13 protein-coding genes are annotated in these 15,806 nt (G+C 68.5%); 10 read left to right on the top strand and 3 right to left on the bottom strand.

Annotation, left to right across the window (positions count from 1 at the left end; genetic code table 11):
* The first annotated feature begins 88 nt into the window (after positions 1-88).
* Complete coding sequence (locus tag ACWCP6_RS25345; protein ID WP_450934837.1) at positions 89-385, top strand: hypothetical protein; 297 nt, start codon at positions 89-91, stop codon at positions 383-385.
* Between the two features lie 177 nt (positions 386-562).
* A complete protein-coding gene (locus tag ACWCP6_RS25340) occupies positions 563-1,774 on the top strand; it encodes a cytochrome P450 (RefSeq protein WP_450934836.1) in 1,212 nt (403 codons plus the stop codon).
* Positions 1,775-1,917: 143 nt separating this feature from the next.
* On the opposite strand, the gene ACWCP6_RS25335 is transcribed toward ACWCP6_RS25340, so the two are convergent.
* Positions 1,918-3,543, bottom strand: coding sequence for a (2,3-dihydroxybenzoyl)adenylate synthase (locus ACWCP6_RS25335; protein WP_450934835.1), 1,626 nt, complete (start codon positions 3,541-3,543; stop codon positions 1,918-1,920).
* 121 nt (positions 3,544-3,664) lie between these two features.
* Here ACWCP6_RS25335 and ACWCP6_RS25330 point away from each other — a divergent pair, with 121 nt between their 5' ends.
* From ACWCP6_RS25330 to ACWCP6_RS25305, 6 genes are all read left to right on the top strand, one after another.
* Entirely contained in the window at positions 3,665-4,432 is a 768-nt protein-coding gene (locus ACWCP6_RS25330) for a thioesterase II family protein (RefSeq protein WP_450934834.1), read from the top strand.
* A complete protein-coding gene (locus ACWCP6_RS25325; RefSeq protein WP_450934833.1) occupies positions 4,429-5,175 on the top strand; it encodes an SDR family NAD(P)-dependent oxidoreductase in 747 nt (248 codons plus the stop codon). Before ACWCP6_RS25330 ends, ACWCP6_RS25325 begins: the two co-directional genes overlap by 4 nt.
* Before the next feature lie 50 nt (positions 5,176-5,225).
* Entirely contained in the window at positions 5,226-6,482 is a 1,257-nt protein-coding gene (locus ACWCP6_RS25320) for a pyridoxal phosphate-dependent aminotransferase (RefSeq protein ID WP_450934832.1), read from the top strand.
* Between the two features lie 120 nt (positions 6,483-6,602).
* Complete coding sequence (locus ACWCP6_RS25315; protein WP_450934831.1) at positions 6,603-8,171, top strand: tryptophan halogenase family protein; 1,569 nt, start codon at positions 6,603-6,605, stop codon at positions 8,169-8,171.
* Between the two features lie 34 nt (positions 8,172-8,205).
* Positions 8,206-8,778, top strand: a complete 573-nt coding sequence (locus ACWCP6_RS25310) for a flavin reductase family protein (RefSeq protein ID WP_450934830.1) — start codon at positions 8,206-8,208, stop codon at positions 8,776-8,778.
* A gap of 201 nt (positions 8,779-8,979) precedes the next feature.
* A complete protein-coding gene (locus ACWCP6_RS25305) occupies positions 8,980-9,525 on the top strand; it encodes a winged helix-turn-helix transcriptional regulator (RefSeq protein WP_450934829.1) in 546 nt (181 codons plus the stop codon).
* 620 nt (positions 9,526-10,145) lie between these two features.
* Here ACWCP6_RS25305 and ACWCP6_RS25300 read toward each other — a convergent pair.
* On the bottom strand, positions 10,146-10,811 hold the full coding sequence (locus ACWCP6_RS25300; protein ID WP_450934828.1) for a TetR/AcrR family transcriptional regulator: 666 nt from the start codon (positions 10,809-10,811) through the stop codon (positions 10,146-10,148).
* Positions 10,812-12,096: 1,285 nt separating this feature from the next.
* The gene (locus ACWCP6_RS25295; protein ID WP_450934827.1) at positions 12,097-13,455 is read right to left on the bottom strand and encodes an MFS transporter; all 1,359 of its coding nucleotides are present in this window, start codon (positions 13,453-13,455) and stop codon (positions 12,097-12,099) included.
* 204 nt (positions 13,456-13,659) lie between these two features.
* On the opposite strand from ACWCP6_RS25295, the gene ACWCP6_RS25290 reads away from it, so the two are divergent.
* Positions 13,660-14,355: a TetR/AcrR family transcriptional regulator gene (locus tag ACWCP6_RS25290; protein WP_450934826.1), complete on the top strand. Its 696-nt coding sequence runs from the start codon at positions 13,660-13,662 to the stop codon at positions 14,353-14,355.
* A 1,065-nt stretch (positions 14,356-15,420) separates the two neighbouring features.
* Positions 15,421-15,648 carry an MbtH family protein gene (locus tag ACWCP6_RS25285; protein WP_450934825.1) on the top strand — a complete coding sequence of 76 codons (228 nt, stop codon included), beginning with the start codon at positions 15,421-15,423 and terminating at the stop codon, positions 15,646-15,648.
* The last annotated feature ends 158 nt before the right edge of the window (positions 15,649-15,806 follow it).

Below are 15,806 nucleotides of genomic sequence, written 5' to 3'. Positions count from 1 at the left end.
CCGGCAGTCCGAGTTCCATGGTCGTGGCGGGCGCGGCCCCCCCCCCCGCCGCCCCCCCGGCGCCGGGGTTGGGGATTGGAGTCGTTCTATGTCTGCCGTCCATGAGACCGCCGTGGAGCTCACGACGGTCGTTCAACAGCTGGAGAGGCTGGCTCTGGAGCTTCGCGACTCGCGTCGGCTGCGCATTCCGGCGGAGGTCAGCGCCGCCTGCGACGCCCTCTCGTGCGCGGCTGTCCTGCTGCGTACACAGCAGGACAGCCCGGACGGTCACGCCACCCATACCGACCTCCTGCACGACGCCGTGGCCTTGGCCCGTAGCACCGTGGAGGCGACGAAGTTCGCGTGCCGCGAGCGCATGGGGTCGGGGGCCGGCGCCCGGGCCTGAGTGAGGCCGGGGACCACGGCACGCAGCCGGACTGCGTCGCCCACCCGATCGGGCCGAGCCGGTCACCGCGTAGCGATGGCCGGCTCAGCCGTTTCGCCGTAATACGCCTAAAGAACAGTGGAAAGGAACCGGCAAGAGTCCGGGCAGCGGGCGGGGTGAACCTGTCACCATCGGCCAATGAGTCAGTCCGCTCTCAGTGTTCGTTCCCTGGATCTCACCGATCCTGCCACATTCGTCGATAACGACGTCCACGAGTTCTGGCGTGAAGTGCGTGCCGAGCGTCCCGTCCACTGGCACGAACCCACGGACCGAAACCCGGGATTCTGGGTGGTGTCCCGATATGCCGACATCCAGTCGTCGTACCACAACGCGGCCTTGAGTTCCGCCAGGGGAAACGTCCTCGACGTGGTGCTGCGCGGCGACGACTCCGCAGGCGGGAGCATGCTGGCAGTCACCGACGGCCCGCGTCACCGGCACCTGCGCAATCTCATGTTCAGCGCGTTCACCCCACGGGTACTCGGCGAGGTCGTCGAGAAGGTCCGGCAACGCACGACCGAGCTGGTGTCGACAGTCGTCGGGCTGGACACGTTCGACTTCGCCGCCGAGGTCGCCGAGCAGGTGCCGATGAACACGATCTGCGACCTGCTGTCCATTCCCTCTGTGGACCGCAAAGACCTGTTGCAGTGGAACAAGATGGCGCTGTCGTCGGGCCGGGCCGACAGCAGTGAGCTCGATGCGCTCAGCGCCCGCAACGAAATAGTGCTCTATTTCATGGAGCTGGCACAGGAACGGCGGGACAACCCCGGCACGGACGTGATCAGCATGCTCGCGACCGCGGAGATCGAAGGCCGCCCGCTCACTGTCGAGGAAATCGCCGTCAACTGCTACAGCCTGATTCTCGGCGGCGACGAGACATCCCGGATATCGGCGATCCGCGCGGTGCTCGCCCTCATCGAGAATCCCGGTGAGTGGCATGCCCTGCGGACGGGCGAAGTCTCCTTCGAGTCGGCGGTGGAGGAGGTGATTCGCTGGTCGACACCGGGCATGCACCTGGCTCGTACCGCCGTTCAGGATCTCGACATCGGTGGAACGAAGGTGCGCCGGGGCGACATCGTCACCCTGTGGAACATATCGGCCAACAACGACGAGTCGGTCTTCGCTCGGCCACGCCGATTCACCCTGTCCCGCTCGCCGAACAGGCATCTCTCCTTCGGCCACGGCCCTCACTACTGCCTGGGCGCCTTCCTCGGCCGAGCGGAGCTGCAGGCGCTGCTGAGCGCCCTGGTGGCCGGCGTCGCACGGATGGAGCTACGTGGTACGCCCCGCCCCATCTACTCGAACTTCCTCACCGGATACGACAGCCTGCCGGTTCACTTCGAAAGCCGCTGACACCACAGACGGAGCCGGGGACCGGCCCGGTGGCTCATGCCCCGGGTCCGGTCCCCGCCGCTTCACGCCGTGCACGCCGCCGGGCATGCACGGCTGGTGGCCCCCTCCGGCTCCGCCGACACCGTCAAGGCCGCTCCGGTCCGTCACCCGGCCTCGACGCGCGGGCGGAGAAGGCGCAGCGACTTCTTGTCGATCTTGCCGACCGGAGTGCGGGGGAGGTCGGGGACCACGATCAGCTCGTCCGGCAGCTTGTAGGACGCCAGCCCACGATCGCGGATGTGCTCCCTGATCGTGCGCAGCGAGAGCTGCGCCGCCGCGGCGCCCGCGTCGCTGCCGAGTACCACGAACACGCAGAGACGTTCGTCGAGCTCATCGTCCGGGATGCCGACCACGGCGGTGTCCCGGACCAGAGGGTGGGTGAGCACATGGCCTTCCACCTCCTCGGCCGACACCTTCTCGCCGAGATGATGGATGATGTCCTTGAGCCGGCCCTCGATGACGACATTGCCGTCGTCGGTCATCCGGGCCAGATCGCCGGTCCGATAGAAGCCGTCCGTGGTGAACGCCCGGCGATTGTGTTCCGGCGCGGCGAAGTAGCCCCGGATCGTGTACGGACCACGGGTGAGCAACTCGCCCGTGTCACCGGGGGAGACGTCGTTGTCGTCGGTGTCGACGATCCGGATCTCGTCGTCCGGACACACGGGCCTGCCCTCGGTGCCGAAGACGACCTCCGGCGGATCGTCGAAGCGCGTATGGGTGATCAGACCCTCACCGATGCCGTACACGTTCATGATGCGGCACCCCAGACTCGCGCTCACCCGCTCCGCCGCTGCGGGTCCGAATTTCGAGCTGCCCACCTGTATGGTCATGCCGGTCATGTCGACCGGGGTGGTGCGGGCCGCTTCCGCCCACAGCAGGGCCAACGCGGGCACCAGCGTCGTGAGGGTGACGCCCTCCTGCTCGATCAACGGAAACACATGGTCGGGACTGGGGTTGGCGGCCAGCACGGCCTTGCCGCCGACGAGCAGCGCACCCAGCGCCCCGGGACAGCCGAGTGCGGCGTTGTGCGGCACGGGGTTTGCGGCAAGGTAGACGCCGCTGTCGTCGAATTCCACGACCCGGGCGCATGCGGAGATGTTGTACGCGTAGTCGTCATGGGTGCGGGGAATGAGCTTCGGCACACCGGTGGTTCCGCCCGACAGCAGCAGCAGTGCCACCTCGGACGAGTCGACCGGCGGCAGTTCCCGTACGTGGGAGCGCGCGAGCTCCGACAGCGGTGTGAACTCCCCGGCCTCGCCCGCGATCACGATGTGGCGCAGACCCGGTGCGTCACGGCGGACCTCACGAGCCAGCGTCCGGTAGTCGAAGCCCTGGAACCGGTCCGGGCCGACATAGGCCACCGCATCCGACGAGCGCACCAGGTGGAGGATCTCGTCGCGGCGATGACCCGGCAGTGCCAGCACAGGGATCGCACCGATGCCGAACAGGGCGAACACGGTGGACAGGAAGCCGATCCTGTTCGGCAGGTGCACCACCACCCGGTCGTGACTGCCGATGCCGAGATCCAGCAGGCCGGACGCGATCCGGTCGGCCTCCTCGACCAGCTCCGCATAGGTGAGGCGGCGTGTCGCGTCCACGGCGGCGACCTTGTCCGGGTGGCGCCCGGCGCTGTCGGCGAGCAGCTGCCGCAGCGGGATACCGTTCCAGTAGCCGGCACGGCGGTATCGGTCGGCGAAGCCGGGTGGCCAGGGCACGAACCCGTCCAGCATGTGTCCTCCTAGGGTTGCGACGCCTTCAGATTCGGGCAAGAGGCCGGAAGCCGCGTCGCGCCCGACAGAGCTTTGACAGATTGCCGCTGGCAGGCCGAGGGTTTCGGTGAAGCTCGGTGGCGTGAATCGCATACGAACGCGTGACCGAGGCTGGGTGAGGGCCCTCAACAGTGTGGAGAGCCCGGCCGACCGGCTGGTCTGCTTTCCGCATTCCGGTGGTTCGGCGGCAACCTACCGTGCCTGGTCGTCCGCGATGCCCGTGGACTCCCAGCTGCTCGCTGTGCAGTACCCGGGCCACGCCGACCGGATTGCCGAAGCACCCGCGAGCAGCGTCGCCGAGATCGGATCACGCGTCGCCGCGGAACTGTTGCAGCTGGAGCCGGTCCCCTGCGCGTTGTTCGGACACAGCCTGGGCGCACTGGTCGCCTACGAGACGGCACGTGTACTGCAGGACAGCGGAAGACCCGTGCACTGTCTGTTCGTGTCGGGCTCACCGGCGCCGTGGCGGGCCGGTGGCGGCACCACGCACCAGGCCGGCGACGAGGAGCTGTGGCATGCCCTGCGGTCTCTCGGCGGGATCGAGCCCGAGATCGCGGATGACGCCGAGCTCCGGGACCTGCTGCTGCCTGTCCTCCGCTCGGACATCGCACTCAACGAGACCTACCGGCCTGCGCCGGACCCCGAACCGCTGCACTGCCAGGTCCGCTGTCACTACAACACCGAGGATCCGTTGGTGGACGGTGCGCAGCTCGATGCCTGGGCCGCGGTGGGCACCGGTCGGTTCAGTGTGCGGGCCTGGCCAGGTGGACATTTCCGGTTCCTCTCGGACCCGGCCGAGCTGATCGGCGACATCGTCACGGTTCTCGAGAACAGGGAGGTTCTGCGATGACCCTTGCCGGACAGTCGGTCGTGGTCACCGGTGCGGCCACCGGGATCGGCCGGGGGATCACGGAATGCCTGCTGAAGTCGGGCGCCAGCGTGACGATCGTGGGTCGCCGCGAACAGCCCCTGCAGGAGCTGGCAGATCTGTACGGGAACGCCGTTGCGGTCGTGGCACGGGACATCTGCGCACCCGGCGCCGCCGAACAGATCGTCGAGGCGGCGACCGACAGCTTCGGAAGGCTCGATGCAGTGGTCAACAACGCGGGTCTGGCCCGGTTCGGCCGACTCGAAGCCATCGACCCCGCGCAGTTCGACGCGATGTTCGCCGCCAATGTCCGTGCGCCGGCGGAACTGATCCGCTGCGCACTGCCGCAGCTGAGGGCCAACCGCGGCAGCGCCGTCAACATCTCGTCGGTCGGCGGTGCGCTGTCCATGCCGGGGCGTGCTTTCTACGGTGCGACCAAGGCCGCCCTCAACAGCCTCACCCGTTCGCTGGCGAGGGAACTCGCACCGGATGTACGGGTGAACGCCATCCTGCCCGGCCCGGTGGACACCCCGATGTGGAACGAGACCGGTCTGGACGGGGCCGACACCCAGCAGCTGCGGGTCGGTCTCCTCTCGTCGACTCCGATGGGACGGTTCGGCGACCCCACGGAGATCGGCGGATGGGTGTGCACGCTGCTCGACCCGGAGCTGTCGGGCTGGGTCACCGGCGCACTGATCCCCGTCGACGGCGGCCGCACGGCATGACACGTGTGGCGAGTCCGAACAACAGCCAACGGAACAAAGGTGGTACGAGCGTGAGTCGGGACATCCTGTCCGCCGCTGGATCTATTCCCTCGTCGTGTCTGCACCGCATCTTCCGAGCAGCGGAGGCGAGGGAGGAGGAGGCCGGCGTCGACGTGGTGAAACTGCACGTCGGTGACCCCTACTTCGACCCCTCCGACGACGTCGCCGAGGCGTTCATCGACGCCGTGCGACGGGGCGAAACCAAGTACACCGGCGTGGAGGGCCTGCCCGAGCTGCGCGCGGCGGTGGTGGAGAAGCTGCGCGCGGACAACGGAGTGGACAGTGCCGTGTCACGGCTACTGATCTCACCGGGTTCGTGCCAGGGCCTGGCCTCCCTCCTGCAGTCGCTGGCCGAGCCCGGTGCCGAGATCCTGCTGCCGGAACTGCACTGGCCGGTCCACCTGCAGCAGAGCCTGCTCGCGGGCTTCCGGCCGGTGCTGTATCCGCTCGGTACCGACTTCCGGCCCGATCCCGAGGCGATCGCGGCCGCTGCGACACCGCGCACCCGGGTGCTGCTGATCAATTCGCCGGCCAACCCGACCGGCGTCGTCCTGGAGCGCGACGAGCTCACCGCGTTGCTGGATCTGGCACGCAGCCGGGGCTGGCACGTCATCAGCGACGAGGCCTACGAGCACTTCCTCTACGAGCGCGAGCACCTCTCGGTCGCTTCGCTCGAGCGTGATGTCCCGGTTGCCGAGCGCATCGTGCACAGCGTCTTCAGCTTCTCCAAGAGCTTCGCGATGACCGGCTACCGGCTGGGCTATGTCGCGCTGGCGAACGACCGCGCCGCCGACGTCATGAAGGTGGCCCAGGAAGCCAACATCATCGGTACGTCGACTCCGGTTCAGTACGCGGGGATCGCCGCACTGAACAGCCGGTCCGACGCGGCGGCGACCAACCGCAAGCTGGTGCAGCGCAACAGGGACGTGGCGTTGCCACCGTTGATCCGGGCCGGACTGCTGCGTGAACTGCCCGCCGGCGGGTGGTACGCGATGCTGGACGTGGGCCGGACCGGGCTGGACGCCGAGACGTTCGCGACCCGGCTGCTCGAGCGCAAGGGTGTCGCGGTCGTCCCGGGCAACGGGTTCGCCATGCGCCCCGAGGTCGATGACCGGGGGCGGATCGTGTCCCACGACTACGCGCCCTGGGCACGGCATCTGGTCCGGATCGCGTTCTGTGTGGATCCGGCCGCGCTCGAGACCGGGGTGCGCAGGCTCCTGGAGTTCGTCGACGAATGCGGCGACGGCCGGACCGATTCAGCCGGATAGGCCGACGGCGCCGGTGCGCGAGTTCTCTCCAGGTCTTTTCCCTCCGCATTTCCGGGGCTTCCGGGACTGCGGCGGCCGTGACGATTGAAGTCGGGTCAGCGCGAAGGAAGTGAGGAAACAATGGCCAAGAGTGTTGTCATCGTCGGTGGTGGGACAGCGGGTTGGATGACCGCGTCGTATCTGAAGGCGGCGTTCGGCGATCAACTCTCCGTGCAGCTCGTCGAATCCAAGAACGTGCCCACGATCGGTGTCGGCGAGGCTTCCTTCAGTACGATCCGCCACTTCTTCTCCTATCTCGGACTCGAAGAGACCGACTGGATGCCGGACTGCCACGCCACCTACAAACTGGCGATCCGCTACGACAACTGGCGGGCCGAAGGGCATCACTTCTACCACCCGTTCGAGCGGCCGCGCGTGGTGGAGGGCGTGTCCCTCGCCGACTGGTGGCTGCACAAGAGGCCGAGTGCGGACTACGACAGGGACTGCACGGTGATTGCCGCACTCTGCGACGCCAAGCGCTCGCCGCGACAGCTCCGGGGAAGCTTGTTCGGACGCGAGATCGGCGGCCATGAGCCGGAGCAGGCATCTCGTTCCACCATGGCCGAACAGACCACGCAGTTCCCCTACGCGTATCAGTTCGACGCAACACTGCTGGCCAGGCTTCTCACCAAGTACGGCACCGATCGAGGTGTCCGGCACATCCTGGACGACGTGGTCGAGACCGGGGTGGACGAGCGCGGTCACATCACGCATGTCCGCACCAAGGAGAGCGGCGACCTGACGGGCGATCTCTTCATCGACTGCACGGGGTTCCGCGGAATGCTGCTCAACAAGCGGCTCGGCGTGCCCTTCCTGTCCTATCAGGACACCCTGCCGAACGACAGTGCGGTCGCCCTGCGTGTGCCCATGGAGATGGCCGAGCAGGGCATGGGCCCGTACACACGGTCGACCGCACAGGACGCGGGCTGGATCTGGACGATCCCGCTGTTCGGCCGGATCGGCACGGGATACGTCTACGCCAGCGACTACTGCACCCCGGACGAGGCCGAGCGCACGCTCCGCGAGTTCGTTGGCCCCGCCGCGGACGACCTGACCGCCAACCACATTCGGATGCGGATCGGTCGGAGTGAGAACTCCTGGGTGAACAACTGTGTGGCGATCGGCCTGTCCAGCGGGTTCGTCGAGCCACTCGAGTCGACGGGGATCTTCTTCATCCAGAACGCGATCGAACAGCTGGTGAAGCATTTCCCCGGCGGCCAGGACGACGACCAGCTGCGCCGCTCGTACAACCGGCAGGTGGCCAACGTCATGGACGGTGTGCGGGAGTTCCTCGTGCTGCATTACGTGGCCGCCAAGCGCGACAACAACCAGTACTGGCGCGATGCCAAGACCCGCACGATGCCGGATGCACTGGCCGAGCGCATCGAGCAGTGGCGGGTGAAACTGCCCGACGAGGACACCGTCTTTCCCTACTACCACGGGTTCGAGCCCTATTCCTATACCGCGATGATTCTGGGCCTCGGTGGTCTCGACGTACGTGCGCTGCCCGGCCTGGCGATGATGGACGACATCGCTGCGACCAAGGAGCTGCGACTGGTCCGCGACGAGGCCGCCTCACTGGTCGAACGGCTGCCGAGCCACTGGGACTACCTGGCACACGTCCACAACCTGAAAGGGACGCGTGCGTAGTCGGCTGCGCGGCCAAGCGAGGAGGTGGCACACCATGCCGGATCCTGTAACCGGCACAGTTGTGAGAGCGCCGGTCGACCAGGCGGAGTTCCGCTCCCTCATGACGAGGCATCCGGCCGGAGTCGCCATCGTGACGGCTGCCGCGGCGGACGGCGATCCGTGGGGGATGACCTGCTCGTCGGTATGCAGCGTCGCACTGCAACCGCCGACCCTGCTGGTGTGCCTACGTGCGGAGAGCCCGACGCTTGCGGCGCTGCTCCGGACGTCTGTGTTCGCGGTCAACCTGCTGCACGACAGGGCCGAGCCGGCGGCGGATCTCTTCGCCTCGGGCACACCGGACCGATTCGAGAAGGTCGCATGGGTCCGGGAACCGGAGACCGGGGTGCCGCACCTGATCGAGGACGCGCACACGATCGCGGACTGCCGGGTCAGCGAGACCCTGTCCGTCGGAGATCATGTCGTCGTCTTCGGGGAGGTGTTCCAGGTGGAGACCTCGACGAACCAGGCGTCCAGTCCGCTGCTGTACGGAATGCGGCGGTACTGGTCGCTCAAGGATTCCTGCTCCGGTCCGGGACGGAGCCTGTCGGCCGGTAACCCGGCGCCGTGACGAGCCGGGGCTCCCGGTCGTTGCGCCGGTGATCCGACCCTCCGGCAGCTGACGAAGGCCGGCGGCTGCGGCAAGGCCCACCACGGCTTCCGGCCGTGCCCGCGTCCGGGTCTTGCCGCTTTCTTTCCGGTTGCCGTTCCCGACGGGCGCGACGATCCAGGCTGGGCACCGGACGATTCCGAACGCCAATGGGAGCTGACGGTGAGTGGCGATCTCTTGAACACCGAGGACGGCGGGCGTGCGGAGCCGGCGCCTCCGGCCGGCCCGAAGGCGCGGATTCCTGACTGCCCGCTGGCGCGCACGGTCGAGGTCGTCGGCCACTGGTGGACACTGGAGATCCTGCACGAGGTCTTCGACGGCCATACCCGGTTCGGATCGATCCGCCGGAATCTGGAGACACCCGCCGACGTACTGCGGGACAGGATGGCCTACGTGGTGGCCAAGGGCCTCCTCGAGACCGAGGACGACGCCGCCGATCCCGAGGACCGGGAGTACCGGCTGACCGATGCCGGCCGTGCACTGCGCCCGCTCATCCTGGTGATGGCGGCATGGGGGAATCATCAACTCGCCCCGGAGGACCGCAGTCTCATCCTGGTCGACGTCGAGACGGGCGTGCCGGTGGACCCGGTCGTGGTGGACCGGCTGACCGGTCGGCGGATCGACACCGCCGCCCATGCCTTCGCCTGTGGCCCCAAGGCGAGCGAGTCGATCAGGGCGCGCTATCCGGAGATCCCGGAGCAGCGCTGACGCGCGCGACGACCGGTCTGGCCCCGCTCCGGCCCTGAGTCGGCCCCGTACTCCTTCATGTGCACCCTGCCCGGCAGGGGCGGTATCGATCCGAAGCCGCCGCCCGCACGGCACGCGTCCGAGCGCCGGGGCACAGGCCCACGACGACTTCTTCACGTCGGGCCACCGCGCCGGAACGGTCGGCAAGGGCCTCAACGGACCCTGGACGTACCGGCATTCCCGTCCTCCGGTTCCGTGGCCGCGGCGCGCTCGCCGCATTGCTGCCTCTGGCCCGCGCGGGACGGGCTGCCGCAGTTGACCGGCCGTTCGGACTTCCTCCGCCCGTCCCGCGCCGTCTGCTGAAAGCGCCGTGCTTCCGCCGGCGTTGTCGACCGACGTGAAGAAAGCCGAGACCGGGGCGTGGGCATCGACCACGGACCCGTGCACCTTCGGCGCACCGTCATGAACGCGATCTCGTACGCGGACCGTACGTCCGACTGCTGCCGGCGGTGCCGTTCACTGCTGCCGACGTGCCGGACTCCGTTACCGGCACCCATCTCGTCGAGCAGGATGTAGCAGCCGATCCGGTCCCTGGCACAGCGTGGGTGGGCGGCGGTTGCCGCCGGCACCCCGTCTCCCGGTCAGGCGGCGCCTTGGGCCAGGAGCCCGTCGACGACGGCCTCGAGTCTTCGCTGGTGATGGTGCCCCGCAGCGGGCTCCCTCCGCTGACCGCCGAGGCGGGCCAGGAGGGGGAATGCCTCGGGGTCCAACGAGAGCACGGCCCTTTCCCAGGGCGTGCCTTTGCCCTGACGCCGGGCGCGCTCGCAGTTGAAGCGGACGAGCAACTCACCGATGGTGTAGTACCAGATGACACGGTAGGCGTCGATGGCCTCTTCAGGGCTCAGCCCGCAGGCGACCGCGGCGTCGATCATGCTTTCCACGATCCACATCGCCGAGACGCTCACGCAGTCGGAGTTGAGCGCCTCCACCGCCCAGGGGCACTCGGCGAGAATGTCACGGAGTGTCTGCGCGCCCGCGATGAGCCGCTCGCGCGGTGCCTGGGGGAGGTCGGGCCGGGGCAGGCGCTCGGTGTAGGCTTCCAGCAGGAGCATCAACAGCTCGTCCTTGTCCTTGACATGGTAGTAAAGGGCCATGGGCGTGCTGGAAAGGTCCTTCGCCAGACGGCGCATGGACAGGTGTTCCACCCCCTCCTCGTTGAGGATCCGCTCAGCGCTGCTGAGGATCGCGTCCCGCGACAGACGGCGCGGCCGACCCGGTCGGCCTGGGTGTTGACCCCGGGGCTGCATGAAACCAGCTTTCCGAAACCGTTGGGGTTCTGACGTGTGATCGCTGCGTGGGTGAACCGGCGGCGGACGCGCGGCACATGGCTCCGTCGGCGCAGGGGACGGTGCGGATGAGAGCGCCGGCCGCACTGGCCGACGGGCATCGCCCCGCGGACGTCCTGGCTTGTTCAAGGTCTCGCTCCATGCGGTGGACGGACGGGCGACCATCGGATCCTGTCCGCGGCCGCGCAGCGAGCCGTGGGGCGGACGGAGCCGGGGCACCGCCGCTGCGGCCCTGTCCTGGCGGGCCGCAGCGGCCCCGGGTCGTGGGCGTGAGCCCCGCTCACGAGGCCCTGCCTGCTGCCTCTGGCGCGGGAGCGGCATTGCCGACAAGGCCGGATCAGGCAGCGAGAGTTGGTGCACTGCATTCGCGGCGTTCTCTCCACCCGGGCTCTTCGAATCGTCCTGCGGATGCGAGTACGGCTGCATGGTGCAGGCGGGAGCCGACGCGATGGAGGTCCCGTCCCGCGGTGAGCGCAGCCGAGCGCGGGGGAGTCGGGGATCGACGGCAACGCGGCCGGAAGGGTCTCCCACGTCCTTGAGACAGTGGGGAAGTGTGCCAGGGCTCGCGAGCCCGGCGTGATCGGCAAGACGCCCCCTAGCAGTTGGTGGGCACGTACCTGTGCCGCCGGGGTCTGTCCTCCAGCGCCCGGACAGGCGGGCCGTCGAGCAGAACCCGTTGTCGGTGCATGTCCGGCAGTGACGAGAAGTCCCCGACGATGCGTGCCGAACCGGAGGCGAAGTCCGAGGGCGCCGAGGTGCTCGTCGCCGACCCGGTCCGCATCTGTTCCGCCCAGGCGGCCGCACCCGGGCGGGAAGAGCCGTACCCCAGTCGTGCGCCGCGGCGGAGGGCCCTTTGTCCCCGAGCGCCGTCCCGGCGATCGGAGCGAAGGGCCGCATGCCCTTCCTGCTCGTCATCGGGAGCGCCGGCGCCGAGGGCGTGTGCCGCTGCCCGGCACCCTTTCGGCGGCCGCATCCCGGGCGAGGTCAGCCTCGTCCCGTACGGCTACTTCGACCACCGCTCCCGCAAGGTCACCACTCGGCGTGCACCGTGGCGCATCCGCCCGGCGAGCCAGTCGTCGCCGGCCCGCCGGGCCCGGATGACTTGCGCAGCGTCTCGGGACCGGCCCGAGGTTCCCGGCGACCGACGTGAACGTCGCTCCCGGCCGGACCGGTACCACACCATCGCGTCCACCGCTTGTGCGGCAGGCGGGCCGATCCCGGTCCGGGACAGACCGCGGTCGTCGTGCTAGGCCGGTTCTGCGGTGCTCGTGCGGGGGAGCACGGTGATGGCCGTGAGGACCGCAACGGCCAGGAGTACGGCGCCGATGGTCATGCCGAGCGCGTATCCGTCGGTGAGGGTTCCGGGCGTGAGTGTCTGCCCGGTGCGATCATGCGCGGCCGTGCCGAGGGCGGCCAGTCCGAGGGAGGCGCCGATCTGCCGGGTGCTGTTGAGCATGCCGGAGGCGGTGCCCGTCTCGTGGGGGGCCACGCCCACGGTGGCGGTGGAGACGACCGGTGCGAGGCAGAGCCCGAATCCGACGCTGGTGACGATCGACGGGCCCAGGACGTCTGCGACGAAGGAGCCGTTGGCGCTGATCAGGCCGAACCAGGCGAACCCGGCCGCGGTCAGCAGTCCGCCACCGATCAGAAGGTTCCGGGCCGGGAACCGGTAGCCGAGTTTGATGGCGACCACGGAGCCGACGACCACACCGAGCGCGAACGGCAGGAACTGGAGCCCGGTCAGGGCCGCACCGCTTCCGAGCACTCGCTGGAGGTAGAGGGACACGAAGTAGAAGGCCGAGGCCATGGCGGCGCCGAGAAGGAGGTTGTAGGCGTTGGCGCCGGCGACCGAGCGGTTGGTGAACAGACCGAGCCGGATCAGCGGGTCACGGGCGGTGGTCCGCTCGACGTAGATGAAAGCGGCCAGCAGCGCGACGGCGATCGCCAGGGTCGTCAGGGTGACCGTCGAGGTCCACGGATGCTGGTCGGTGCGGACGACGCCGAACACGAGCAGGGCCATTCCCGCTGTGGCCAGGACGGCACCCAGCACGTCCGGGCGGCCGCGGCGCTCGGCGGGCGGGTCGGCGGCGACGCCGCGCCAGGCCAGGGCCAGCGCACCGGCGGCCATCGGGACGTTGACGAACATCACCCACTCCCAGCCCGCGTACTGGGTGAGCACACCGCCGATCAGGACACCGAGCGCGCCACCGGCCGCGTTCATCGCGCTCCACACACCGAAGGCTTTGACCCGGGCCTTGCCGGAGGGGAAGGTCGACGCGAGCAGTGCCAGTGCGGCTGGAGCCAGCCCAGCCGCCCCGACGCCCTGCACGGCGCGGGCTGCCACGAGCTGGCCCGGTTCCTGTGCGAAGCCGCCGGCCAGACAGGCGAGGCCGAACACCGGGAGCCCGAGCAGCAGAATCCGTTTGTGGCCGTACCGGTCGGCGATCTTGCCGCCCAGGAGAAGCAGCCCGCCGAAGGCGAGGGCATAGGCGTGGATCACCCAGGTCAGACCCACCTCGCTGAAGCCGAGGCCGTCGCCGATCTCAGGGAGTCCGACGTTCACGACCGACAGGTCCAGCGACACCATGAACTGGACGACAGCCACCGCGGCGAGGGTCAGCCCCGGCCGACCACCCCGCTCGGTGACCGTTTTGCTTGCTAATTCCGTCTGTGTCACAACTCAGTCCCCCTGGGCCGCTCTCGTTGCAGTAGAATTTTCGAACACGTTCTGAAATTACCATCGGGGTCCGCGGGCTGTCGAGCACAGAGGGCGAAGCCACCCGGTTCCGAGGAAGGGCATGATGGGACGGTGTCCGAATCCACTGCATCGCACGGCCGCGTCGGCCGACCACCCGTGACCTCCCGTACGCAGATCCTGACCGCGGCCCGTCGGCTCATCGACGAGAGCGGCTGGGAGCGGCTGACCATCCGTCGGCTGGCCGCGGAGATCGGTATCGGGGCGACGACGCTGTACCACCACGTTCGCGACAAGGAAGACCTGCTGTTCCTGCTGATCCACGAATACGCGGACCAGATCCCGCACCCCGACCTGCCCGACGAGCCGCGTGAGCGGATCATCGTGTCCGCCACCGCGATCCACGATGCCCTCGCTGCCTGGACCTGGGCCGCGGAGATCCTCGCAACCGACGGGTTCATCGCCCGACTCAGCGACTCGGCCCTGTGGCTGGTCGAAAGCATCGTGGCCGGAGCCATCGACCACGGATGCACACCCGAACAGGCCGTCCACGTCTTCCGCAGCATCTGGTACTACACGGTCGGCGAGATCCTCGTCCGCGCGCACTCCGCCCGCGAGCGGGTGGACGACGAACGCCCCCTCTACCGCGACGCCTTCTCCGGCAGCCTCGGCACGACCCAACTGCCGCGCCTGGCCGCCCTCGGCGACCAGTGGGCGACGCTGGCCTCACGAGAGACCTACGCCCTCGGACTCCGGGCCTTCGTCGACGGACTGCTCGCTCAGGCCACGTCGGCAACGCCGCTGTCCTGAGGTCGCTGATCGGGGAACGCTTCCAACCTGCTGACGGGTGGGCCGGTCGGCCCCCTCTTTCTCGTCCACCCGTCGGGGGCCGGTCGGCCCGTCCACCGTGCCTGCTCGTCCCTGACGGCCCGTCAACCAGCGACGTGGTCAGGGGAGTTCGGTCCACGTCGACCGCGCCTGGGCCGGAGCGGCCGTTCCGACCCGTATACGGTCATGAACTCCCGGAGGATTACGGGCAGTTCAGCCGGGACATCGGGAGGCCGCTGCGTACGCGGGCGCGCAGGTGAACGCCGGACGGGAGTCGCCGGCCAGGACGGGCAGGGCTCGAGCTGACGTTCGCTCGGGAGATGAGGCGAGCCCCCTGTCGCTGGGCGTCCTGTGATTTCTGCTCGACTCGGCCCGGGCAACCAGCAGCGGCGTCCGCCTCGCCCGGACGAGGCCGGAATCCACGCCTCGGGCGAGGCCGGAATTCACGCCCCCACGAGGCCGGAAACCAGTCGAGCAGTAATTTCGCCACTCCGCACATGCAAAACACACAGGCATGAATGCGGAGTGAATCTTTCTTGCCGTGATCGCCGACTGCTAATGTCGACATCGATTATCGGGATCCAGACGGAGGGAGACTGGCGGATGATAAGAGACCAGTCGGAATCCTACAGGCTTTCCGGCACGGCTCCCGCTGTCCGCGGATCCGACCCGATCCGCAACAACGGATGAGTCCACCGCTTTCAACCATGCGTCCTTCGGTTATCACAAGCGTGGTTCACGGCTGCCGATCCAGGTGTATGCAGATATGTATGCGGTGCGCCGGATCCGATGGCGCCGGAATCGCGGAATTCTCAAGAAGACCAGCGGGAAGTGACAGCGGCAGAAAGTCTGGGATTTGGCTTTCGCAGGACGGCCGCCCGTCGTATCCGGCCCTCGAGCGTGGCGGCGTCCTGGTGAACCAGCGCCTCAATTTTCCCAGCATCGTGCGGCCGGCCCGACGGTGCTTCATGGTCGATGAGGATACGGAGTGACTGCTCACCATCATTGCTTTCTGACCGTTTCCGCTCGCTGAGGGAGTTGTTTTGCATGTCCAATCCGTTCGAGGACGAAACCCGGGACTATCTGGCACTGCGCAACGATGAAGAGCAGTACTCGCTCTGGCCGCAGGACATCGCCGTTCCCGATGGCTGGCGCGTGGTGTACGGACCGGCGAGCAGGGCGCAGACCATCGACCACATCGAACAGACCTGGACGGACATGCGGCCGAAGAGCCTGCGGGAGGCCATGGCTGCGCATGATGGCGGGTCCGCTTGAGCGTCGGCGCAGGAGCATTCGGCCGCGCTCGACCCGTCCGGGCCGGTCGGGGAAAGACCCGGCCCGCCCGGATGCCCCGGTCGGACCGACTTCGCCCGGCTGCGATGTGCGGTGATCCGCCGGCATGCCGATGGCCGACCGGGAAACGGTGCTGCTGA

The sequence above is a fragment of the Streptomyces sp. NPDC002004 genome (assembly GCF_053593975.1).
The sequence above is the reverse complement of the archived record's forward strand: the minus strand, read 5'-3'. Positions and strand labels throughout refer to the sequence as shown.